Raw genomic sequence first — 24,231 nt, 5'->3', positions numbered from 1 at the left:
AATAGGCTGTAATTTAATATTAAATTCATTATATTCGTATAATTTTAAATAGAAAGGCATATCATGTTAGAAAATATGCAACTTTGGATCGCCACTGCCGGCGGTTTATTACTCATTGTATTATTTCTCTATTGCCTCGTACTGCAAAGTAAAATTAATTCCTTAAGTAAGCGATATGATTATTTTATGCGCGGTGAAAATGGCAGTAGTTTAGAGCGTAAATTATCTGTAGAAGTCAAAGAATTGCGTGATGCGGCGGAATCGATTGAAAGTTTATTCCAGCAGCAGGAAGCAATTCAGGCGACACAGCACAATACATTTCAGAAAATTGGTTTTGTTAAATACAATGCCTTTGAAAATATAGGAAACGACTTATCGTTCTCCGTAACTTTATTGGATGGTAATAACAACGGGATTTGTATTTCCAGTGTATATGGACGCAGTGAATCTCGTATTTTCAGTAAACCTATTGTTAATGGTAAAAGTCTTGCCAGTCTTTCTCAGGAAGAAATGGAAAGCTTGCAGGAAGCTTTGGGCACGAAGAGCAATGAAGAAGCTCTTATCAGCGCTTCCGTAGTAAAATAAGATAGATACATCTTGTTACAACAAATTTAATGATGAAAGGATTGTAGTAAAAAGAAGGAGTTGGGGGCAATATATGAAAATTCCGGACTTTTTGGCACAGCATGTGCAAAGTCAGGGCGATTCGTATACGTTGCAAATAACGAAACAACAATGGCGCTGGGTTTTGACCGGCTTCGTATTGTTATTGGTTGTTACCTTAGGCTTCGGCATCTGGGGCATTACGCGTCAGGCTGAAGTTATGCAATTGCGGCAACAAACGCAATTACAGACGGAACAATTGAAGCTATTGCAACAAAAAACTGAGATTTTAGATAAAAAAATGGAATCGTTGGACCAGTTGGATAAAGAAATTCGCCAAATGGTTAAGGGCTCCGAATCCGGTACGATACCGCAAGGTGGTGGAGAAGCACAAACCCCGCAGGCGGCTTCCGGCGATAAGGATGAGCCTGGCGGTGCCGCTAAAACAGATTCTAATAGCGCTGCAGCTAATGCCGCCGGCAGTTCCGGAACATCCGTAACAAGCTTGTCGGCTAAATTGTCGCGCCTTGACCGCTTGGCACAGCAGCGTATGGCTTCGTTTTATATGTTGCGCAATATTTTGCGTGACGGCGCAGGCCAGAATATTCGTGATTTACAATCGGTAGCATTTGCAGCCAATAATCCGGGCAATACATCGACTATGCCGTCTATTTGGCCGGCTAAAGGGGTTATTACGTCCAATTTCGGTACTCGTATCGATCCTGTTTATGGCGGTTCCGCTACCCATGAAGGGCTTGATATTGCTAATGACTACGGTACACCGATTATTGCTACTGCAGCGGGGACGGTTACCTTTGCCGATGCAACATCGGGCGGTTACGGTAATTTGGTAGAAATCGATCATGGTAATGGTTTTGTAACACGTTACGGCCATAACTCGGTTTTACTTGTTCATGCAGGCATGCAGGTAAAACAAGGTGACACGATTGCTTTAATGGGTAGTACCGGTAAGAGTACGGGTAGCCATGTTCACTATGAAGTGGATATTAACGGCGTAGCTGTAGATCCGTTGTTATTCTTGCCGATTCAGTAGCATTCTTGTTAATTCACTAACTTTATTGCTGTTTAGAATTTGGCACCGAGAGCCGGGTAGTATTTGGCGAATAACCGAATCAAATCCTATATGAAAATTGAATAAGTTATCATAAAAACTAAAGGCTATAACACTCATAGATTGTCTTATGATTAGGAAAACTATTAGAATTTTCTTGTTTCATAATGGCATATTTGAGTTGTTATAGCCTTTTTGATAAAAAAATTTAAAAGATTTTTCAATGTATACAGTTTTTATATAACGTTAGCGGTTTAGATGTGGTAAAATGATAATATACAAATGTGTAAAGGAGGTCCATCATGGATACGTATGTGCAAGTCTATACGGGCGATGGCAAAGGTAAAACGACTGCTGCTATAGGGTTGGCGATTCGTGCCTTAGGAGCAGGCAAAAAAGTGTTGTTTTTGCAGTTCATGAAATCGAAGGTTTACAGTGAACATAAAATTTTACCGACCTTACCGAATCTGACCTTAGAGACGGTAGGTAAGCCTTTTTTTATCATCCAAGAAGGAGTCAAAACCAAAGAAGAATTGGCTCGTTGGGGTGATGAAGTTGTTGTATTTCCTGTCGGCAAACCGCCGGCTGATTATGTAACGCTTATAGCTAAGGGCATGGAACGAGCTAAAGAAGCAGTGAGCTCCGGCGAATATGATGTGGTAGTACTTGATGAATATGTAATGGCCCTGTTTTTCGGACTTATCAGTCGCGAAGACACAGAAGATTTATTGGCACATCGTTCACCGAAGACCGAATTGATTTTTACCGGTCGTGGCGCCCCTGATTGGCTCGTTGATGCAGCTGATTTGGTTACTTCTATGGAAGAGGTAAAACATTATTATACAAAAGGTGTTTTAGCCAGAGCCGGCATTGAAAACTAACCATAATAAAGTCAGATAGAATTTTTTAAATTAGAAGTTCTAAAATAGAGGAATTTTCTCTCTATATGGAGAATATTTATAAGAATGCCTTATTCAGGTAGCTGAAAGGGCGGCGGATATAGAGAAAACCGCAAGACGTTACTATAGGAGGGTAGGTGTTGCCTGTGACCTGGTTAGCCATAGTGCTACTGGTTATTTTTGTTCTGATTATAGTCGCTATTTTTAACCCCATTACATATGCTGTTGAATTAGTAGGCCGTAAACCGTATAAAGCGCGTTTATTCATTCAATGGTGGGGCAAAATGTTTCGCATTCACTTTGCCTATGAGCAAGGCAAGCCTTTTTTCAAAGAAGTTTATATTTTGCACAAAGCAAAACTGGGCAATGTCCGTGATTATGAAGATTGGTTGTCCCGCCGCGTAGCGGAAGAGACGGCTGAACCTGATGAATCCAAGGTCTATGAAGAAGAGTTGGAAAAAACGCGGATACAACAGGAAGAAGGCGAAGAAGACACTACACCTAAGACGGTGGTTAAAAGTGTACGCTTTGATGCTGACGGTAAACCTGTGGAAACAGTGTCAGAGGTCACTGAAAAAAGCGGTGATCGTATTATCATGACGAACCCGACTACGGGTGAAGTGGAAGGCACTATATCACCAAGTGAATTGCGAGCTCAAAATGAAGCGGCAGCCGCTAAGGCAACACGCCAAGCTGAAAAGGCCAATGAGGCCCAAAAAGCTGACACTGACAGCCAGCAAGCTGATGAAGACGCGAAGGGTGAAGAAAAAGCAAAAGATCCTCATAAATGGTGGTGGGTTAAACATGTAACCAACGGTGCCTTATATGAGAAATTGTTGCTTTTTACCAAGCGTTGTTACAATCATTCGAAACCGCGTCACTTTGAAATCGAAGGCACATTCGGTACAGGCAATCCATATCAAATGGGGTTGACTGCATCGGCCTTATATTCGATTTGGCCTGAAAAAATGACTAATGTGGAACTTAGTTTCGTTGAGCCCGCTTTTGAAGGCAGCTTAGATGTGCATGGTCGTATCAGTCCGGGCGTACTTGCTTTTTACGGTACCTTGTTTGCGCTATCGAAACCGGTACGAGACCTTTTAATTGATGCGGTGAAATTTGCCTTGCGTTATCGCAAAGCGCAAAAAGCTAAAAAAGAAGCGGAAGCTAAAGAGTCTGACAATAAACAGGCTACAGACAAAAATAACAAAGCTAAAAAATCAGAAACAAAAGATAAAGCAGCTGCGTAATGCGGTGCTACTATACTAAATATTATCGGTGTGAAGTACACATGCGTTAAGGAGGATCCTCATGGAAAATAAATGCACCTTTGTTAAAGAGAATTTACAACCTATTTTTGAAAAATTCAAAGATATGATTAAAGTGGAAACTGTAGTCGGCGAAGCGATTCAAATCGGTGATGCTACGCTCGTTCCATTTGTAGATGTAACCATGGGTTTCGGTACCGGTGGTGCCGGTAAAGCTGACTGCGGTGGTGCCGGCGGCGGTGCTAAAATGGAACCGACTGCTATTCTTGTTATCAAAGGCGAACGGGTAGAATTATTCAACATCAAAGGTTCCGCTAAATACAGTGGTTTTGATCGCCTTATCGGTATGGTTCCTGAAATTATCTCCAAGTTAAAAAAGGACCAATATATTTATATCAATGAAAATGATGAAAAATAAAATATAATCTCGTCAGACAGCCTCTTTATTAAGGGGCTGTTTAGAGTATATGATTGGTTTTAACGATAATTCATTTGATATTCATTATCAATCGGTATGATAAATACATGACAAAAATAAATATTGAATATTAAATTAATTTTTTTAGATATTGTAGTTTCTCTATATTTCTGTTACTATAGTGAATATAGGGCTACATAATAGGCTCTAGTTTTGTAAGGAGGTCTTTGGGACATGAATTTTAAAAAGAATCTTGCTGCTTTAGCAGTTATTGGAACAATTGGTTTAGGTGCTGCCAGCGCAGCTAATGTTGGCGTAGTTAATATGGCTCAGGTAATGCAGGCATATCCTGGTTACGGTGCTATTCAAATGCAAGCTCAGAAAGTTGAACAGGAATACGCTCCAAAACTTCAGAAATTGGAAAATGAAATTAACGCAATCAAAGACGAAAAAGCAAAACAGGAAGCTATCGATAAAAAATATGCTCCGGTAGCTCAGAAATACAACGAAGAAATGAACAAAATCTTCGCACCGGTTGATTCTAAAATCCAAGAAAAATTGGATCAGGTACGTGCTCAGAAAAACTTACCTTTCATCGTAGCTAACCCTACAGTTATCGTAAGTATTGAACCAAACTCCACTGCTGAAAACGTAACTGACGATGTAATTGCTTTGTTGAAATAAGCAAGTAACTTCATTATTTAAGGACTGTCACATGACAGTAGGCCCTCATTAAAAAAAGCGAGTCAAGGATGACCTTGGCTCGCTTTTACTTTTATGAGGCTATAGAATAAGGGTTAGTGCCTATAAATATTGTGTTAACGGCGATACATTTTCGTAATAAGGATGTGTCGCTATTTTTTATTCCGGTTTGTGCACTAAAGTAACAATAAATTCGCTGTCTTCCACGAGGGTTGCTTGAATGAAGTTGTCACCGTTAAACTGTAAAACCGTACCAGGAGTTAACACATGTTCTTCTTCCTGATTCAGTTGAACCTCTACTTTGCCTTTTACTACGGTAAAGACTACATTGGCTTCCGGATGATTGTGATTTTCTACTTTTTCACCGGCTTTGCCGCCTTTTTTTACAACTACAAAATTAGGACCTTGGAATAATAAGCCCAATTCGTTTTTTTCAGTACCAACCATGAGAAAACCTCCTTTGGAAATAATTGTAAGAAAAAACTTGCCGACAGTACGTTGCCTTTAGACTATAAGGGAAAGGTAAATTAGTTATAAAGTGCAATGGTCAGCTGACGGCAAGTTATATACATATATTGTTAATTGTAGGGCGTACAATTTTTTGCTGATTTAACTATCAGCCGGGAGTCGGCTGTATAAAATAGCCGGACTTGAAGTGTTGCTTAAGCGCGCACGATTTTGTATTGCGGGAATTCGCCGTTAATTAATTCTACGGTGAATTTGAACTTAGGATCTGCAGCGCTTACAAAACCTTGGAACCAAGCCTGGTAGGCAGCCATCATGAATGTCTGATCGACGCCGGCTTTAGCCCAGTTGGCTTTTTGATTAGCGTGGCTACCTTCCCATACGTATTCATCAGCTGTATTAGCGAGAACTGTATCGCCACCGTCACAAGGCATGCCGTTTAAATAGTAGTTTTGCATAATCTGATAGATTTCCTGTGGCGTATGTTCACCCTTATTAAGCTCGTCGGCCGCTACTTTCCCACATGCGGCACCTTGGGTTACGAAGGCTGTCAAAATGGCGGTTTCCGCATCTTCGCCACCGCAGTCGAGCAAGTCTTTGATGAAGTTAGCTTCACGGACCGTAGCAATTTCAATCTGATTTTGTAACCAACCGTGAATATTGCTGTGGTCAATAATCATTTCAAGATTACGGTCCGCCGGAATTGGTTTGCCGTAAAGATCTACGGCAACGAAATGAAGCTCATCGGCTAAATCGCCTAAGGATTTCTGTGCTTCTTTATAGATTAAGTCTTCGCGCTCAATAACGAGGCGAATTTTTTTATACAACCAAAAATGAATGTGACCTAAGAATGCTGACATGGTTACGCTCCTTTACGAAGATTATTCAAACGAGTTACGAGGTCATTAACATCAAAGCCGTGAATGGAAGCGGCCTGCCATAATGGTTCGGACGTAGCCGACGGACAGCCGAGACAGCCCATGCCGATTTCCTGAAGAGCCGGAATTGTGTTTGGATATACTTCGATGATTTCACGAATGATGGAGTTTTCAGTAATAGGTTCACCCATTTGTAAACCTTGTGTAGCATTATTACCCATACCCGGTAATTTTACGGAAGGCTCAGTGGCATTTACATCAGCTGCGGCAGCGGCACTGATTGTAGCGGTTGCTGCTGCAGATTTGGATGCGTCAGCTGCTTCAACATCACCTAATACAGCTTCTTTGAAAGCATCAAGACCAATGCGGTCAATGAAGGCCCCCATACGTTCAATATGAGCGTTTTCTTTATAGAAAGTAACCATGCGGTCTACTAAGGCTAATACTTCTTTTTCAGTGGCTACTTCGGCGATGAGATCGGCAAAACGAGGGTGTGCTCCGGCACTGCCACCGGCATATACTTGCCAGCCTTCTGCGGTACCGATTACGCCGATATCCTTAGTGATGGATTCGGAGCAAGAGTTTGGACAACCGGATACGCCGAATTTCATTTTGGAAGGCATTTCCTGAGAAATATATAATTTATCTAATTTCATGCCGAGGCTTACGCTGTCTTGCTTAGCGCGTTTACAGAACGTGGTGCCCGGGCAAATTTTTACGCTGCGTACACGATTGGATGTGCTGTAAGCCGGTGCCATTCCCAGCATTTCCCAAGCTTTATCAACATCTTCCGCTTTTAAGTTAGTAATCATGATGCGTTGGGCACCGGTGATTTTGAGGGTAGCCTTAAATGTGTTGGCTACATCTATAAATTTTTGAAGCATAGTTGGTTGTACGAAACCACCCGGAATGCGTGGTGTGATTGCATAACGGCGTTGACCGTTGCGAATTCTTTGTAAGTTACCTGCTACTTGAGCCATAATGTCATCGTCCTTTCCCTTGACGGCACTCCTTTACGAGTGCATTACTTCTACGTATAATAAAGAAGGTAATATTTTTATAATACGAGTAAAAATATTGCTTCATGTCGTTTAGTACACGGTAATCTTCGTGTTTACATTGTTCATTATAGGACATTTTACTTGAAATGTATGTAGCCTGTGCTACATTTTTATTTTTTTAGATATATTAGAAGAATGATTCGTTATTGCAATTTTGTAATAAGAGGTAGACCATGAAACAACTATATGAAAAAGTATTAACGGGACGATTTGTAGAACGGCCGAATCGCTTTGTGGTTCATCTGGCTATGGATCATTTAAACGGTGAAGTATTGCCGGCCCATTTGCCGAATCCGGGCCGCATGTGGGAGTTATTATACCCCGGTGTTAAATTCTACATAGTCCATCATCCGAAAAAGGACGCCAAAACACAGTACCGGGTTATCGGCATTGAACGGGATGGGGTGCCGATTATGTTGGATACTAACTACAGTAATGATGTGGCGGAGTATTTAATTTCTACGAAACAAATTCCCGGTTGGGAAGAATGGTCCGTCGTGCGCCGTGAATATACAGTAGGTAATAGCCGCTTTGATTTGTTATTAACCAATGATGACGGCGAGTCTTTTTTGCTGGAAGTAAAATCCTGCACTTTGTTCAGTCGTGAAGGGGCCATGTTCCCTGATGCCATAACGGAGCGAGGGCGTAAACATTTACTGCATCTACAGGCTCTTAAAAGTGAAGGTTATCATACGGGGGTCTTGTTCTTGGTACAGTGGGAACGGGCCCGTTGGTTTTTACCGGATTATCATACGGATTTGGCCTTTGCCCAAACTTTCGGTGAAGTAGCGGGAGATCTTGATTGGAAGGCGGTGGCACTGCGTTGGACGGAAGAATTTACCATGCCGGAGGTAATCCGTGAATGCCGTTTTGATGCGGAACTGCTTCGCCGGGAAGCACAGGACCGCGGCGATTATCTGGTGGTTTTACATTTGTCTACCGCCATGGATTTGGAAATCGGTAGTAAGGGTATCCTTCATTTTGAGGAAGGGTATTATACCTATGTGGGCTCCGCTAAAGCCAATCTTACCAAGCGTTTGGAACGTCATAAACGGAAACGTAAAAAGATGCATTGGCATCTCGATTATTTCCGTTCTCACTGTGAAATGATTGCCACCTTGTCGATTCGTAGCAGCGACGATTTGGAATGTGAATTGGCCAAGGCTGTTAACAATTTGGATGGCTGGGAGGTGCCGGGCTTCGGCTCAAGTGACTGTGATTGTAACAGTCATCTGTTTGGTACGACCTATAATCCGATTCATAACGAGCCCTTTATGCTCATGGTAGAAGATTTTCGCATGAACCGTTTGGATACAATGATTAATCTTGGTGAATAAGGAAGGAGACACTGATGGAAATAGCTAAATCCTTATTTTACTTTATCGTAGCCGGCTTTTTTGAAATCGGTGGCGGCTATTTGGTATGGCTCGCTTTAAAAGAAGATAAAGGGCCATGGTACTTAGTGGCCGGTGCCGTCGTTCTCTTTTTATACGGTATCATACCTACTTTGCAGGAGGCCTCGTTCGGCCGCGTTTATGCGGCGTATGGCGGTATTTTTATTGTTTTGTCCATATTATGGGGCTGGCAGGTGGATAAAGTGGTGCCCGATATGGCCGATTTAGTAGGTGTTGCCATTGCCCTCGTAGGGGTATTAATTATTATGTATTATCCCCGTTAAATGTGGTGAAAATCCCTTATTGATGCGGTTAAAAGTAGCATAAAAACGCTAAAAATGCTATAATATAAGTTGCTAATAAATTAAATGAAGCGCTTGAAATGTACGATTAGTTATTATTAAATGAGGTGAGACTGTGGAGGAAACGACCTGGAGTCACGGGAAAATTGAGCCCGTCCAGATTGATAAAGAAATGAAGAGCTCCTATATCGATTATGCCATGAGCGTAATCGTTATGCGTGCCTTACCGGATGTTCGCGATGGTCTAAAACCGGTGCATCGTCGTATTTTGTACGCTATGCATGAAACCGGTATGACTCCGAATAAGCCATATAAGAAATCGGCCCGTATCGTCGGGGACGTACTTGGTAAATATCATCCACACGGGGATAGTTCCGTATATGATGCAACGGTGCGTTTGGCACAGGATTTTAATACGCGCTACCTCTTGGTAGATGGTCACGGTAACTTCGGTTCCATCGACGGTGACTCGGCAGCGGCTATGCGTTATACGGAAGTACGTATGGCTCGTATTACGACGGAAATGCTCGCTGATATCGACAAAGATACCGTTGATTTCATGCCAAACTATGACGAGTCCTTGCAAGAGCCGACAGTATTGCCGGCCAAAATTCCGAACTTGTTAATTAACGGTTCCGCCGGTATCGCCGTTGGTATGGCGACCAATATTCCGCCGCACAACTTGAACGAAGTAGCGGATGGCTTAATTATGCTTATCGACAATCCTGATGTGGATGTAAACGATTTGATGAAAGCCATTAAAGGGCCTGACTTCCCGACAGGGGCGTTAATCCTCGGTCGCGATGGCATTAAAAAAGCCTACAGCACTGGCCGTGGCAGCATTAAGATGCGTGCCCGTGCCACGATTGAAGAAATGAACAAGGGCAAACACCGTATCGTGGTAACGGAAATTCCGTACCAGGTTAATAAAGCCCGTGTTATTGAAAGCATTGCCGAATTGAGCCGTGACAAGGTTATTGACGGCATTACCGCGCTTCGTGACGAAAGTGACCGTCGCGGTATGCGCATCGTTGTAGAGCTTCGCGCCGATGTACAGCCGGATATCGTTCTTAACAAATTATATAAACACACTCAATTGCAAGACACCTTCGGTGTGATTATGCTTGCCTTGGTGGACGGTCATCCGCGAGTACTTACGCTAAAAGAAGTACTTACTCACTATTTGAACCACCGTTTAGGCGTTATCGTACGTCGTACGCAGTTCGAATTGGCCAAAGCGGAAGCTCGTGCTCATATCTTGGAAGGCTTGCTTATTGCCCTCGATCATATTGATGAAGTTATCGCCACAATTCGTGCGTCGGAAACCGATGAAATCGCGAAGAACGCATTGATGCAGAAATTCGGCTTAACTGAAAAACAAGCCGTTGCCATCTTAGATATGCGTTTACGTCGTTTGACCGGTTTGGAACGTGAAAAGATTGAAGACGAATACAAACAGTTGGAAATCCTTATTGCTGATTTGAAAGCTATTTTGGCCAGCGAAGACCGTCAGCGGGGTATCATCAAAGACGAATTGACCGAAATGAAACAGAAATACGGCGACAAACGTCGTAGTGAAATTACGATTGATACATCGGAACTTGATGTGGAAGATTTGATTGCCGACGAAGAAATGGTTATTACCTTGACTCGTCAGGGCTATATCAAACGCATGAATGCCAATGTATATCGCAACCAGCATAAAGGCGGCGTAGGCGTTGTCGGCATGAAGACGAAAGAAGACGACTATGTGGTACAGATTTCTCATGTTCGTACCCATAATACGCTTTTGTTCTTCACCACTGCGGGCCGTGTATATCGCTTGAAAGGTTACGAAGTGCCGGAAGCATCGAGCCGCAATTCCCGCGGTACAGCGATTATCAACGTATTGCCGCTCAATGTAGGTGAAGCGGTGACGACTATGATTGATATGGAAACTGTAAATCACGATCTTAATTTGTTAATGGTAACAAAACAAGGCGTGGTAAAACGTACGTCCATTGAAGAATATCAAAATATTCGTCGCAGCGGTTTGAATGCTATTTCCTTGGCTGACGATGACCGTCTCATTGCGGTATGCCTCACAGCGGGCAATCAGGATGTTCTCCTCGGCACTCGTAAGGGTATGGCTATTCGTTTCAATGAAGAAGACGTACGTCTCATGAAACGTTCCGCTCAGGGCGTTCGCGGTATTAAACTTAATGCCGGTGATGATGTAGTCGGCGCCGGTGTGATTATCGAATCGGGCGAAGCTTGTCAGGTATTCACTATCAGTGAAGAAGGGTATGGTAAACGCAACAGCGAAGATGTCTACTCGCTCCAGAAACGCGGCGGCAAGGGAACGAAAAACTTCCGCATTACCGATAAAACCGGTGATGTTGTAGCTGTTGGTATCGTAACGGACAGCGATGAAGTAATGCTCATCTCCGAACAGGGCAAGATTATTCGTTTTGACATGAAAGATATTGCCATTAAAAAAGGTAAAGCCATTTCCGGTGTGAAATTGCAAAATCTTGATGGTGAGGATAAAGTAGCTTCCGTAGCTATTATTGCTAAAGACGAATTGGATTCGGAAGAAGACAGCTTGTTCTAAGTGATAACTTATAAATACTAATAAAGCGGATTGAAGATAAAAGTTCTTCAGTCCGCTTTTTGTAATTCACTGTTCTTCATTTGTCGATAATAGATTCAATGTCTATAAAATAATGCTGTCAAACGAAAGAAACTGTGGCCTATAGGACATTTTGAGTTGGTTTTTAGACCGATGAGACTAGTATTTATCTAGTCTCATCGGTCTTTTAAATTTTTTATTAGATTTTAAAGGGTGGACAAAATGAGTTGGTAAAAAGTCTGAAACCCCTTGCTATATAAGGGTTAAATAAGGTTATATCTTTCTAGAAAATATATTTTTTAGGAGGTATTACTTTATGAAAAAAATTAGATGTCCTTATTGTGGTTTTGACTGTATAAAGTATGGAAAAACTCGAATAGGTAGGCAGCGATGGCGTTGTAAAGAATGTCATCAAGTTTTTACTAAGCCTTATGATCATACAAACTCGGATTTTCGCCTTTTTCTTCAATGGTTGTTCAGTAAAAATGTACAAAAAGATATGCCCGGTGCCGGTCGTAATTTTCGCAGAAAAACAGCTAAATTTTGGGAACTTTGGCCTTTACCACCTAAAATTGAAACTCAAAGCTCGATTGTATTCATTGATGGTATTCACCTAGGAAGGAAAGCCTGTATATTAATCTGCTGTGGTGAAAAGCATGTATTAGGTTGGTATGTATGCAGAGCTGAGCGAGCGAGGGCTTGGGGGGCTTTGATGAGCCGTATTGCTACGCCCACGGTCGTTGTATCTGATGGTGGTCCCGGCTTTCGGAAGGCATTAAAAAAAGTTTGGCCAAAGGCCAAACTTCAAAGATGTATTTTTCATGCTTTTCAACAAGTAAAAAGGTATACAACAACTCGTCCTAAAACAATTGCCGGTGCAGAGCTATATGGGCTTTCAAATGATTTATTTAAGGTAAATTCTACGACTGCAGCATTACATTGGATTAGAAGTTTAACAGACTGGAAAATTAAGCATAAAGCCTTTTTAGACGAAGTATCTTATGACGAGTATGGAAAACCTAGGTTAAAACATGAAAGACTTTTAAAAGCAGAGCAATCACTTCTTGTATTAATTAAATCTGGTACCTTATTTACCTACCTAGATGATACATTAGACTTTAACTGTCCATCTACTAATAACCGTATTGAAGGTGGCATAAATGCTCAATTAAGAGCTATGCTTCGTAACCATAGAGGAATGAATATTGAAAGGCGAATAAAAGCGGTTTTCTGGTGGTGCTACATGCACTCACCGAAACCGCTTTCACCCGCTGAAATACTCGAGGTTATGTCGACCAACAAAAGTATTTCTAAACTATATGATACCATGAATTCCAGAGAAAAATTAGAAGATTCTATTCCAACCTGGGGCGATGCTATTGTATGGAGTGATTTTCATTTCTCAGATCCATATCCTAACTATCTATGGGATTAAATTACCAACTCAAAATGTCCTATAACCCGAAACTGTGAAAAAAATTCTCTTTTACACAATTTTATGGTAAAATCATATATATAGAATGAAATATATAGATATAGTTGTATTTTACAAAGTTCAAATATGTAGTATAATTATAGAGTTCGCTATATGAGCTCAGCCCCTATTGGTACTCTAAAAAGAGTATTGATTGGCCCTGAGTATAGTGTTAATAAAGTCCTAAAAGATTAGGGTATTTGGGTTAGGGATATAGTTCCTAAAAAATGTAGAGCGTTATAAAAAAATCAGAACGCTATAATTGTGTATTATTACTATTAGTCCGTAGGAGGCGATTCCTATTTTAGTATTTAGAAGATTTGAATTAAAAGATAAACCGATTATTGATGATTATTTTGCAATTCATCATTATGAAGCATCGGATAACTGTTTTACCACATTGTTTATGTGGCAAGATGCTTATGGTATCGAATGGGCCGAAGAAGATGGCGTATTGTTCATTAAAGGGGGCGGCAAACGGGAACCGTTTATGTTGCCACCTTTTGCCGGTAAAGATGCAAAATTCGTAGACGGCCTTGATATGGCTAAAGAATGGTTCGAAGTGAATAACTTGCCGTTCCGTTTAAAAGGTGTTAATCCGATTATGATGGAGCGTATGAATACGCTTTGTCCTGATTGCTATGAATTTACGCCGGACCGTGACAATTTTGAGTACATTTATAAAACGCAAGATTTGATTACTTTGTCCGGTAAAAAATTGCGCCAGAAGAAAAATCACTTAAATCAGTTCCGCATGCAGTATACCAACTATGAGTACATGCCGCTTACTTCGGACATTTTTGCCGATTGTATTGCTACGGCTGAATCCTGGGTGGAACAGCATCATGAAGAAGGCATTGAAGATGAGTTGGAAGCCATTAAATTGTTGTTCACTCATTGGGATGAACTTGGTCTTGTAGGCGGTGCTATCAAGTTGTTCGGACGTATCGAAGCGTTCACTATCGGTGAATACTTGAACGACCGTATGGCTTTGATTCATATTGAAAAAGCAAATCCGACTATCCGCGGTTTGTACCAGGCTATCAACAATGAATTCATTCGTCATGAATTTGCCGATACGGAATTTGTAAACCGTGAAGAAGATATGGGCTTACCGGGCCTTCGTAAGGCTAAAGAATCGTATAATCCGGATCATTTTGCCGAAAAATATGATGCGGTATATGCCGATATTTGTCCTGTTAAGGAATAAAGTATTAGGGGAGTCCTGAGGACTCTCCTTTTTTGTATAAAAAGAGGTGTAATTATGGAATTTAGAATTGCCAACGCCAATGATACGAAAGCGGTAGAAAATTTATGGGCTTATTGCTTTGAAACAAAAGAAGATCCGTTTTTCCAATATTATTTCAGCAAAGCCTATGAACCGGAACATACCATGGTAGGCTATGACGGAAATTTGCTGACCAGTATGGTGCATTTGCGTCAGTATACCCTTAATGTGCGCGGTGCGCTCGTGCCGGTAAGTTACATGGTAGGCGTAGCAACCGATCCGGTAGCCCGCCGTGGCGGTATCGGCGGTCAATTATTAACGGCTTCGTTAGAAGAGTTAAAAAAACGCGGTCAGGGGATCACCATTTTGATGCCGTCCAAAGCTGCGTTTTACCAACAATACGGTTGGGAACTGTACGCTCATCAGTGGGTGCAAACCTTGAGTCTTGAAGAGTTACGTCCGCTTACGGATAAAACACTTCATTTCGGTCTTTTGCAATCGGAAGACGAATGGACTAAGTTAGCCCCAATCTATGAAGCTTATACTGAAGGTTTATCCGGTTATGCCGTGCGCGGTGAAAAAGAATGGCGACGCTTATTGGGCAGCTTTTTTGCGGAAGGGGTGCGCGTAGCTTATGTGCAGACCGAAGACGGTCAAATTGAAGGCTATGCGGTGTATCGTTTAGGGGCGGAAGAAATTCCGGTTACCGAATTTGTGTACACTTCCCGTCGCGGTCAAAAAGGTCTCTTAAATTACTTATACAATCATCGTTCGCAAGGTTCGAGCATCCGCTGGAACGAAGGTATGCAGGATGAATCTTATATTTTCCATCCGAACGGTAAAACCGGTCATACAACCATGCCGTACATGATGAGTCGTATTGTCGATGTGACGACGGCTATGGCGACAGTGCCGGCCCATATTGATGCACATTGGGCCAATCAGGCGGGCGTAGTTGACGGTAAGACCTATACCTTTACATTAGGTGTTAAAGATTCCATGGCAACTTGGAATGAAGGTACCTATGAAGTGACAATTCATAGTGATGGCCACGTGGAAGCCGTTAAAACAGCGGACGAAGTTAAAGCTGATGTGCAGGTTGTAAGTGAGGTAGGGGCTTTAAGCCTTATCCTTATGGGCCGCATGACAGCGTCGGAACTGCTGTTTGAAGGTAAAGTATGTGGTGAAAAAGCGGTGATTGCTATGCTCATCCGTGTTTATCCGAAACAAAAAACATACATTAATGAATGGTGGTAAGAATTAATATATAAAAAGGCCCTCATAAGGCTCAGACTCTACTTATACCGGATGCGTTACATCCGATTGGCTAGAGGTTTTGCATCTTATGAGGGCTTTTTGTTTTGCTAATTTTTTGAAAATTAAGAGTTATAGGACAAAAAGTGTGTGTAAAAAGTGCTGTAAACCTAGATAGATACTGGGTTTATAGCACTTTTATCTTTTTTTGACAAAGATAAAGGGTGGACAAAAAGTGTGTGTAAAAACATGCTTGAACCCACATAACTACTGACTAAAATGGTATTATATCTTCCTAAATAAAAACATAAATAGGAGGATGATTAAAATTAAACAAGTAGTTTGCCCTGATTGTGGTCGAAAATGTATAAAACACGGTATATTGAAATCCGGTTCTCAGCGATGGTTTTGTAAGCACTGTAAAGTCGCTTTCACTAACAAAATTAACACCGATAGTCATGATCTAAAGTTGTTTTTGAAGTGGTTATTTAGTAAACAGTTGCAGCAGGATATGCCTGGAGGAGGACGTACATTTAGACGTAAAACCGCTAAATTTTGGTCCATATGGTGCCTTCCACCAAAGATTGAGGAAGTATATGATGTGCTTTACTTTGACGGCATATACCTAACGCGTAAGCTCTGTGTACTTATTTGTTGTAGTAAGGACCATGTGTTAGGCTGGTATGTTTGTAGATATGAGAACTCTAGAGCTTGGCAGGCATTAATGGACCGTATTGCTCCTCCGCGTGTTGTTATCTCAGACGGCGGATCTGGATTTGCTAAGGCCTTAGCAAAGAGGTGGCCGACAAGTAACCATCAACGCTGCTTATTTCATGTTTTTGCACAAGTAAGAAGGTATACAACTTCTGCACCAAAAACAGTAGCCGGCAAGGCCTTATATGAACTAGCAAAGCGTTTATTTAAGATTCAATCGATAGATGATGCCTATACTTGGATTGATGGATTATTAGCTTGGAGAGAAGAGTTTGATGACTTCTTACGTGAAATGACAGTTGACGAAAATGGGAATAAAAGGGCTACTCATGAACGCCTCTTAAAAGCTGAGGCAGGACTTTTACGATTAATTAGAGATGAGACTCTATTTACCTACCTGACGTTTGTAGATATTACCGTACCTACAACGAACAATCGACTGGAAGGAGGCGTTAATGCGCAACTTAGGGGGATGTTACGAGACCACAGAGGATTATCCTTAGAAAGACGATTAAAAGCGGTCTATTGGTGGTGTTACGAGCACTCACCTAGACCGCTTCCTGTTGCTGAAATATTAAAATGTATGCCTACAGATAAAACAATCGCTGCTACTTACCGTAGGATAATGCGGAATAACCGTCCTGATAATATCTTACCCCAATGGGGCGATGCCATTGTCTGGAATGAGTTCCATATGTCCACGGAATTTCCAATTTATTGGGATTAATTTAAAAAAGCCACACACACTTTTTGTCCTATAAGCCAAAATTAACAGAACTCTTCCAAGATTATTATTTTTCAATAGCATCATTACCGATGGTTTTAGAATGAAAGGTTCTATATTTGAGAGGTGATAAACCATAATTAAGACGGAAGAGTTCAATAAAATGACTTAACTGATTGAAACCGACCGCTAATGAAATATCTGATACTGATTGAGATGTTTGTAATAGCAGATCTTTGGCTTGATTAAGCCGATAATTGTTTAAATATTTAATAGGCGATGTACTGGCGTATTTATTGAATAAGGCGGTGCATCTATTTTTATTGGTAAAAGCCTGTTTGGCGATAGCTGTAACTGTCAGCTGTTCATGGAAATGGTTGTGAATGTATTCAATCATAGCGTAGAACAGGGCCAGTTCCTTTTTGTTGACCGGCTTTGATTCATTCTTGGTAAGCGGATAGAGCTGTTCAATGATTTCCATAATAAAGTTAATAACCTCTAAATGATGAAATGGAGCATCGTCTAACTCTATAAAAGATTGCAACTGTTTTAGCTGATTTGGCTGTAGGGGTAACATGGCATAAGCGAGTGACGGGTTTTGGGTAATGGGATTAATAAAATGAGTTTGGATATAGTCAATAAATAAACTATCGGTAAAGTTTAGACAGAGTGAATGTGTATCTTGGTCTATTGTTTTTGACGTATGTAGTTGGTGAGGATTTACAAATAATAATGTATTTGGTGTTAAATGAAAGGTTTTATTATTAACACGATATTCTAATGATCCGGAAATAACCCAAGTCAGTTGGATTTCATTATGCCAGTGAATGGGCACCATGTCGGACGTAGCATGGACGAAATCCTGGGTATATACGGATAAAGGTAAATCAAGGGCTATATAGGGGAGGTTTTCGCGAAGCTCACTGGTGAAACTCATGGCAAATGCTTGCCCTTTATTTTTTGATTGTGGATGAGATTCTATCATAACTAATCCTCCTTTGATGATATGTCTTGATTTAAATTATAAAGGAATATTTATTACAATACAACATAATAAGTATGATAAAAAGTACAAATCAGATAAAAATACGTTCGTATTCGATAGTAAGAAAATCACGATACCCTTATACTTAGGGCATAGATAAGAAGTTCTATAGTGGATGTCAGTAGGTATAGGAGGAACTATTATGTTAAAAATTAACGAACAACGATTGTTGAATCGAATCAACTAACTTGGTGAAATCGGCATTGATGAAAATGGAGCCCGTACCAGAGCGGCTGCTTCCGATACGGAAAAAGCCGGGCGCGATCAGGTAGTGGCATGGATGAAAGAAGCCGGACTTCGTGTAGCAGTAGATTATATTGGTAATATTTTTGGGATATGGGAGACCGAGTCCAATAAACATGAAGCACCGATTATGATGGGTTCTCATATTGATACGGTTATTAATGCCGGCAAATATGACGGTTGTTATGGAGTGTTGGCCGGCCTTGAAGTAATTCAAAGTTTACAGGAACAGCAGATTGTAACAAAATGTCCATTGGTTGTAGGAGCCTTTACCAATGAAGAAGGTATTCGTTACTCACCGGATATGATGGGCTCCCTTGTATATGCAGGAGGTCTTGATGTAAAAGAAGCCTAAGCTATTGTTGGTGTAGACGGCACGATTTTAGGAGAAGAATTAAAGCGTATCGGCTACGAAGGGACGGAAGAACCGGGATTTATTAAACCTCGTGCGTATATTGAACTTCATATCGAGCAAGGTCCTATTTTAGATGTAGAAGGCATTTCTATCGGAGCTGTTGAAAATTTGCAAGGGATTTCTTGGCAACGAATTGAGATTAAAGGTGTAGCTAATCATGCAGGTACAACACCGACTAATATGAGAGTGGATGCGGGTTTGGCCGTAGCCAAGGTAATTACTTTTATGCGTGACCGTTGTAATCAGTCAGGTGGTACTACAGTAGCGACAACGGGTACGATTGCTTTTGAACCAAATGCGATTAATGTAATCCCATCAAAAGCTGTTTTTACAGTTGATGTACGCAACCCTAATGAGGAACGCTTAATAGCTGAAGAACAGGCTTTAGCGGCATACCTAAAAGAATTGGCAGTGACCGATAAGGTACAAATTAGTACGGAGCAATTAGTACGTTTTCAACCGGTACAATTTGATGAAACAATTGTAAGTATGGTGGAACAAGTGGCTAATGAAATGCATTTATCGAATCGTCGGATGACGTCCGGTGCCGGTCAAGATGCACAGATGATGGCGCGGATTTGCCCGTCGGCCATGATTTTTGTACCAAGTGTAAACGGTATTAGTCATAATCCGAAAGAATATACTAAAGACGAAGATATTTTTGCCGGAGCCAATGTATTCATTAATGTAATCAAAAATTTGGCGCAGTAAACAATCGATTTTCTTGAAGAAGATAAATTTCTAAGAAGAATTACAGTTAGTCTATGAATAACATAAGTTAAGGAGAATCCATGATAAATATTGTTCCTATTCAAAAAGATGTTAGATCTAGTGACTTTGATGCCTTGTTTACTGTTGCAAAGGCAAAAGCAGTTAAGGAATTCCACGAGAGTTTACCGGGGTACGAGGCAACACCGTTACGAGAACTAAGTGCATTAGCTAAACATGTGGGACTAAAAAATTTATTTGTAAAAGATGAAAGCTATAGATTTGAGTTGAATGCTTTTAAGGGCCTTGGTGGCAGTTATGCGCTGGCTGAAGTGATTGCTACAAAATTAAATATAACGCCGGCTGAAGTGAAAAATGTAGAGCCAAACAGTTTCACTTTTGTAACGGCTACCGATGGCAATCATGGACGCGGTATTGCTTGGGCTGCTAAGAATTTAAAACAGCAAGCTGTTGTGTATATGCCGAAAGGATCGGCTGTCGAACGATTGGAAAATATTCGTAAACTTGGTGCTACGGCAGAGATTACCGAACTGAACTATGATGATACAGTTCGTTTTGCTAAATCACAAGGTGACGCTAACGGTTGGATTTTGGTGCAAGATACGGCATGGCCGGGCTATGAGGAAATTCCCGGTTGGATTATGCAAGGCTATATGACAATGGCGTTAGAGGCTGTACAGTCTTTGGGAGATATTGTACCTACCCATATTTTCTTACAGGCCGGAGTTGGTGCTATGGCCGGAGCTTTAACCGGATTTTTCAATCATTATTATGGTGATAAGAAACCAACCATAATTTATGTAGAACCTAATAAGGCAGACTGTGTATTTCAGACAGTTAAAGCCAATGATGGTACCTTACATGCCGTGACGGGAGATTTAGATTCTATTATGGCCGGCCTTTGTTGTGGTGAGGTATGTACGGTAGGCTGGGAACAAATTCGTCAATTTGGCGATTACAGTGTGTCTTGCGATGATAAAGTTGCAGCCGATGGAATGCGTGTGTTGGGGAATCCGTTGTATGGTGATGAACAAATCATTTCAGGTGAAAGCGGTGCTGTTACAACCGGACTCGTTTATCGTCTTATGGTTGATGCGGATAAAGCGCCTATGCGTTCAGAGTTGGGATTAAATGAAGAATCTGTTGTTCTTTGTATCAGTACTGAAGGCGATACGGATACAGTTAATTATCGACGCATTGTTTGGGATGGTGCATGCGGTTTAATAAAGTAAATTTTGCTAATAAGGCACTTTGCAATGATTGCTCGCAAAGTGTCTTGTTTTTTATTATAATGAAATTATATTGAGATTTTTGATTATAAATAAGGTATAATAAAATTAGAAATGGCTAAATTACGTCATTTGAATAAAAAAGCATGGAGGACTCTTATGAAAGATTTGTACTGTATGTTGGAGAGAGAGGTACTACCTGCTTTTGGTTGTACGGAGCCGATTGCGCTGGCCTTTGCGGCGGCGAAAGCGGTGGAAGTTTTGGGGGAATTTCCAAGCAGCTTGCACGCTGATTGCAGCGGCAACATTATTAAAAACGCGAAGAGCGTAACTATCCCGAATGCACAGGGGCGAACCGGTTTTTACTACAGTCTGATTTTGGGCGCTATTGTGGGTGATGCGTCTAAAGAACTGGAAGTACTCGAAGGTTTGACATCGGATGATGTGAAGCGGGCTGATGAATTATTTGAAAGTAATTTCTGTACCGTATCGTTGGCGGAAGGTGTGGCCAATCTGTACATCGCCGTAACCGCTAAAACGGCGGATCACGAAGTGAAGGTAACGGTTCAACAGAAACACACTAATATTACGCACATCGAAAAAGACGGGGAAGTTATATTTGATATGCCGTTGGAACAGATTTTGGCGGAAGAAGTGCAGATGACATTTGATGACTGCTATGAATTCGCTGAAGAGGCTGATTTTAAGCGGCTCAAAGAATTATTGCATCGTCAGTTTGAATATAATATGGCCATTGCCGAAGAGGGGATGAAAAACTCCTACGGTTCAAACATCGGTAAACTTATTATTGAAGATTCTGCCAGCATTGCGGATAAGGCACGTGCTTATGCGGCGGCCGGCTCCGATGCGCGCATGGGCGGTTGCAGCATGCCGGTTATGATTAACTGCGGCAGCGGCAATCAGGGAATTACCTTGGCCGTTCCTATTCATGTGTATGCTGAAGAATATGATGTGCCTGAAGAACGACGTTATCGTGCGTTGGCCTTGGCTAATGTGTTAGCACTTTATATTAAGCATGATATTGGGCGTTTGAGTGCCTATTGTGGTGTGGTGAGTGCCGCATCTGCTACGGCAGCAGGTATTGCGTACTTAACGGATGAGCCGAAAGAAGTGGTATGGGAAACCCTATCCAATGCACTGGTTGGTACATCCGGCGTGGTTTGTGACGGCGCCAAAGCATCGTGTGCCATGAAGATTGGTATGTCTCTGGGCAATGCGTTATTATCCTATCGCCAGGCGAAGTCGAATAATAGTTTTAAAAACGGTGACGGTATCGTTAAAGCTAATATCGATGAAACGGTGCATACGGTGGGGCGTATCGCTCGTGACGGTATGCGCGAGACGGACATTGTAATTTTAGAATCAATGATTGAAAAATAATATAGAGCAAAATAAAAATATTTCTAACTAGTCTCAAAACCGAATTATATCTATAATAGAAATATAAGGTATATCTAAGAAAGAGAGTGACTATAATGAGCAAAACAGTATTAATCACAGGTGCTACTTCGGGAATCGGCCGCGCTACGGCTTTAGCTTTTGCCAAAGCGGGGTATGACCTTTTATTATGCGCTCGTCGCTTGGAAGTATTGGAAAACATGAAAGCCGAATTCGAACCGGAATACGGCATCAAGGTAACTCCGTTTGCCCTTGATGTAACAAATCGTCAAGCAGTTACGGAAACGTTACCGGCGGTGATTGAAAAAGCCGGCGGTGTAGATATTCTTGTAAATAATGCAGGCTTGGCGCAAGGTCTCGATGCTTTCCAAGAAAGTTCCATCGATGATATTGAGCTCATGATTAATACAAATGTAAAAGGTTTGCTCTATGTATCACGTACCGTATTACCGTTCATGTTGGCTAAAAATGCCGGTCACATTATTAACTTAGGTTCTACGGCCGGTATTTATGCGTACGCTAAAGGCGCTGTATACTGTGCCACTAAAGCGGCTGTTAAAACACTGAGTGACGGTATCCGCATCGATACGATTGAGTCGGATATTAAAGTGACGACGATTCAACCGGGTATTGTGGAAACACCGTTCAGTGAAGTTCGTTTTCACGGTGATAAGGAAAAAGCGGCTGCTGTATATGCCGGCGTGGAAGCGTTGCAGGCGGAAGATATTGCGGACATTATCGTATTTGCCGCTACGCAGCCAAAACGCGTGCAGATTTCGGACATTACCATCATGGCCAATCAGCAGGCCACCGGTTTTATGATTGCAAAGAAATAAGAAATGACAGTTGCCTGTGGTGCCCATAAAGCACTACAGGCAATTGGTGGTTATATATCTTTTTCCGGCGGGCTAGTTATATTAGCATGTCGGTTACTTATGAGTTTGAATTTAAGATTGTAGTTAAAAGAGGAGTTCCTATGAATAGTGAAAACTGGGTCGGTTCCTTACCGGTTTGGGATAATTTTAAAATGTGTATGACTGAAAAATATTTAAAATTTGAAGGTCGTGCTACCCGTGGTGAGTACTGGAAATTTGTGCTCATTCAATTCGTTATTATAATTGTGTTGGAATTCTTAATCAGTATTTTCAGTATTGGTTCGACCTTCGAAGATATTTTGACCTTGGTAGTCACCTTACCGTTCATTTTGCCTTCGTTAGCGGTGCAGACCCGTCGGCTTCATGACTTGAACCGTAGTGCGTGGTGGCTTTTACTCCACTTCGTGCCCTATGCCGGTTCTTTTGTTTTGTTTATTTTCTCCGTCATGAAAGGGAATCCAGTACCTAATAAATACGGCCCCGTACCGGATTACAGCTATTACAGGGGCTAATGGAGCTTGAATATTAATACTGTTTTAACCTCTGAGCCCAAAAGCAAGGATTCAAACCGGGACTTGGAGTTTTACTATAGTAATTATTTTAAGCAGTAACGGAATGGGGGAATGCACCGGCAGCGTCTGGGAATGGCTTAACCACTTATTACGGGCGGTGGGCAACATTTGATTGATACTATATTTTACGTTTGAATTGTACGATTAAAAACTTAACATTGTGCCGATTTTAAATTTTTAAGTATATCAGTTGGTTATTTTACCGTGCCAGGGGGAAACTTATGAAAATAATTACGGTCAATAAGATTATGTGCAGTCATTATGTAGATGAAATCGAAGCTATTAAAAAGCACCCGTTCATAGTAACCGGGCGAGCTAAGGTAGCAGTTGACCAAGGTCGTGTATTGTTAGGACAAAATTCGGCGAAATGTGAAACAGTCAATCATGTTATTCATGACGAAATAAAGGCGCTCACACGAGGGATAAATGATAAAATTCCCGACCATTATCCGGGTGTTCACCCAACGTAAACGTTAAGATGTTTTGGTTTAATATTTATGATAATTCGGTGTGATACCGGTTTTCATAATTTGCATTTGATAAAGATTAATAATTAGTGTAGAATGTTCATTTATATCGTTTTATTGAATGATATACATGAATTTTTTTATAAGTGGTTGTTAGTTAAGGGTTTGCG

General features: G+C 41.2%; 22 protein-coding genes and 1 pseudogene. 19 read left to right on the top strand and 4 right to left on the bottom strand.

Annotated features, from left to right (window positions below; translation table 11 throughout):
* The first annotated feature begins 63 nt into the window (after positions 1–63).
* The 6 genes from CCC71_RS01495 to CCC71_RS01470 all read left to right on the top strand — a co-directional run bounded on the left by CCC71_RS01495 (position 64) and on the right by CCC71_RS01470 (position 4,944).
* Positions 64–585, top strand: a complete 522-nt coding sequence (locus tag CCC71_RS01495; RefSeq protein ID WP_021840415.1) for a DUF4446 family protein — start codon at positions 64–66, stop codon at positions 583–585.
* 73 nt (positions 586–658) lie between these two features.
* Positions 659–1,657, top strand: coding sequence for a M23 family metallopeptidase (locus CCC71_RS01490; RefSeq protein ID WP_021840416.1), 999 nt, complete (start codon positions 659–661; stop codon positions 1,655–1,657).
* 320 nt (positions 1,658–1,977) lie between these two features.
* Positions 1,978–2,556: a cob(I)yrinic acid a,c-diamide adenosyltransferase gene (locus tag CCC71_RS01485; RefSeq protein ID WP_127059051.1), complete on the top strand. Its 579-nt coding sequence runs from the start codon at positions 1,978–1,980 to the stop codon at positions 2,554–2,556.
* Positions 2,557–2,720: 164 nt separating this feature from the next.
* Entirely contained in the window at positions 2,721–3,824 is a 1,104-nt protein-coding gene (locus tag CCC71_RS01480) for a hypothetical protein (protein ID WP_296332693.1), read from the top strand.
* 61 nt (positions 3,825–3,885) lie between these two features.
* Positions 3,886–4,260 carry a GerW family sporulation protein gene (locus CCC71_RS01475; RefSeq protein ID WP_021840419.1) on the top strand — a complete coding sequence of 125 codons (375 nt, stop codon included), beginning with the start codon at positions 3,886–3,888 and terminating at the stop codon, positions 4,258–4,260.
* Positions 4,261–4,494: 234 nt separating this feature from the next.
* Positions 4,495–4,944: an OmpH/Skp family outer membrane protein gene (locus CCC71_RS01470; RefSeq protein WP_127059053.1), complete on the top strand. Its 450-nt coding sequence runs from the start codon at positions 4,495–4,497 to the stop codon at positions 4,942–4,944.
* Positions 4,945–5,121: 177 nt separating this feature from the next.
* On the opposite strand, the gene CCC71_RS01465 is transcribed toward CCC71_RS01470, so the two are convergent.
* From CCC71_RS01465 to CCC71_RS01455, 3 genes are all read right to left on the bottom strand, one after another.
* Positions 5,122–5,409, bottom strand: a complete 288-nt coding sequence (locus tag CCC71_RS01465; RefSeq protein WP_296332689.1) for a cupin domain-containing protein — start codon at positions 5,407–5,409, stop codon at positions 5,122–5,124.
* A 215-nt stretch (positions 5,410–5,624) separates the two neighbouring features.
* Positions 5,625–6,287, bottom strand: a complete 663-nt coding sequence (locus CCC71_RS01460; RefSeq protein ID WP_226974610.1) for a hypothetical protein — start codon at positions 6,285–6,287, stop codon at positions 5,625–5,627.
* Positions 6,288–6,289: 2 nt separating this feature from the next.
* Positions 6,290–7,285, bottom strand: a complete 996-nt coding sequence (locus CCC71_RS01455) for a DUF1858 domain-containing protein (protein ID WP_226974611.1) — start codon at positions 7,283–7,285, stop codon at positions 6,290–6,292.
* 254 nt (positions 7,286–7,539) lie between these two features.
* Here CCC71_RS01455 and sfsA point away from each other — a divergent pair, with 254 nt between their 5' ends.
* The 7 genes from sfsA (at position 7,540) to CCC71_RS01420 (ending at position 17,070) form a co-directional block, all read left to right on the top strand.
* Positions 7,540–8,703: a DNA/RNA nuclease SfsA gene (gene sfsA / locus CCC71_RS01450; protein ID WP_156704231.1), complete on the top strand. Its 1,164-nt coding sequence runs from the start codon at positions 7,540–7,542 to the stop codon at positions 8,701–8,703.
* A gap of 20 nt (positions 8,704–8,723) precedes the next feature.
* On the top strand, positions 8,724–9,044 hold the full coding sequence (locus CCC71_RS01445) for a YnfA family protein (RefSeq protein WP_295243416.1): 321 nt from the start codon (positions 8,724–8,726) through the stop codon (positions 9,042–9,044).
* A 133-nt stretch (positions 9,045–9,177) separates the two neighbouring features.
* Positions 9,178–11,655 (top strand): DNA gyrase subunit A, encoded by a 2,478-nt coding sequence (gene gyrA / locus CCC71_RS01440; RefSeq protein ID WP_296332684.1) that lies wholly within the window; start codon positions 9,178–9,180, stop codon positions 11,653–11,655.
* A 334-nt stretch (positions 11,656–11,989) separates the two neighbouring features.
* Positions 11,990–13,108 (top strand): IS1249 family transposase, encoded by a 1,119-nt coding sequence (locus CCC71_RS01435; protein WP_296332682.1) that lies wholly within the window; start codon positions 11,990–11,992, stop codon positions 13,106–13,108.
* Positions 13,109–13,448: 340 nt separating this feature from the next.
* On the top strand, positions 13,449–14,357 hold the full coding sequence (locus CCC71_RS01430; protein WP_296333590.1) for a DUF2156 domain-containing protein: 909 nt from the start codon (positions 13,449–13,451) through the stop codon (positions 14,355–14,357).
* 54 nt (positions 14,358–14,411) lie between these two features.
* Positions 14,412–15,632, top strand: coding sequence for a GNAT family N-acetyltransferase (locus CCC71_RS01425; RefSeq protein ID WP_226974688.1), 1,221 nt, complete (start codon positions 14,412–14,414; stop codon positions 15,630–15,632).
* A 325-nt stretch (positions 15,633–15,957) separates the two neighbouring features.
* Positions 15,958–17,070, top strand: a complete 1,113-nt coding sequence (locus CCC71_RS01420; protein ID WP_296333589.1) for an IS1249 family transposase — start codon at positions 15,958–15,960, stop codon at positions 17,068–17,070.
* A gap of 64 nt (positions 17,071–17,134) precedes the next feature.
* On the opposite strand, the gene CCC71_RS01415 is transcribed toward CCC71_RS01420, so the two are convergent.
* Complete coding sequence (locus tag CCC71_RS01415; protein ID WP_226974413.1) at positions 17,135–18,052, bottom strand: AraC family transcriptional regulator; 918 nt, start codon at positions 18,050–18,052, stop codon at positions 17,135–17,137.
* Between the two features lie 340 nt (positions 18,053–18,392).
* Between CCC71_RS01415 and CCC71_RS01410 the strand changes: the two are divergent.
* The 6 genes and pseudogenes from CCC71_RS01410 to CCC71_RS01385 all read left to right on the top strand — a co-directional run bounded on the left by CCC71_RS01410 (position 18,393) and on the right by CCC71_RS01385 (position 24,064).
* A pseudogene (locus CCC71_RS01410) lies at positions 18,393–19,481 on the top strand (hydantoinase/carbamoylase family amidase).
* Positions 19,482–19,561: 80 nt separating this feature from the next.
* Entirely contained in the window at positions 19,562–20,731 is a 1,170-nt protein-coding gene (gene dpaL, locus CCC71_RS01405) for a diaminopropionate ammonia-lyase (RefSeq protein ID WP_021840158.1), read from the top strand.
* Between the two features lie 156 nt (positions 20,732–20,887).
* Complete coding sequence (locus CCC71_RS01400) at positions 20,888–22,129, top strand: L-cysteine desulfidase family protein (RefSeq protein ID WP_021840157.1); 1,242 nt, start codon at positions 20,888–20,890, stop codon at positions 22,127–22,129.
* A gap of 95 nt (positions 22,130–22,224) precedes the next feature.
* A complete protein-coding gene (locus tag CCC71_RS01395; RefSeq protein WP_156705285.1) occupies positions 22,225–22,983 on the top strand; it encodes an SDR family NAD(P)-dependent oxidoreductase in 759 nt (252 codons plus the stop codon).
* Positions 22,984–23,123: 140 nt separating this feature from the next.
* Positions 23,124–23,534 carry a DUF805 domain-containing protein gene (locus tag CCC71_RS01390; protein ID WP_021840155.1) on the top strand — a complete coding sequence of 137 codons (411 nt, stop codon included), beginning with the start codon at positions 23,124–23,126 and terminating at the stop codon, positions 23,532–23,534.
* A gap of 281 nt (positions 23,535–23,815) precedes the next feature.
* Entirely contained in the window at positions 23,816–24,064 is a 249-nt protein-coding gene (locus CCC71_RS01385; RefSeq protein ID WP_021840154.1) for a hypothetical protein, read from the top strand.
* Positions 24,065–24,231: the final 167 nt, after the last annotated feature.

Source organism: Veillonella sp. LMAG:90, assembly GCF_008679445.1.
In the GTDB taxonomy this organism is placed as follows: domain Bacteria; phylum Bacillota; class Negativicutes; order Veillonellales; family Veillonellaceae; genus Veillonella_A.
Note: the sequence above shows the minus strand (reverse complement) of the source record. Positions and strands in the feature narration are given on the sequence as shown.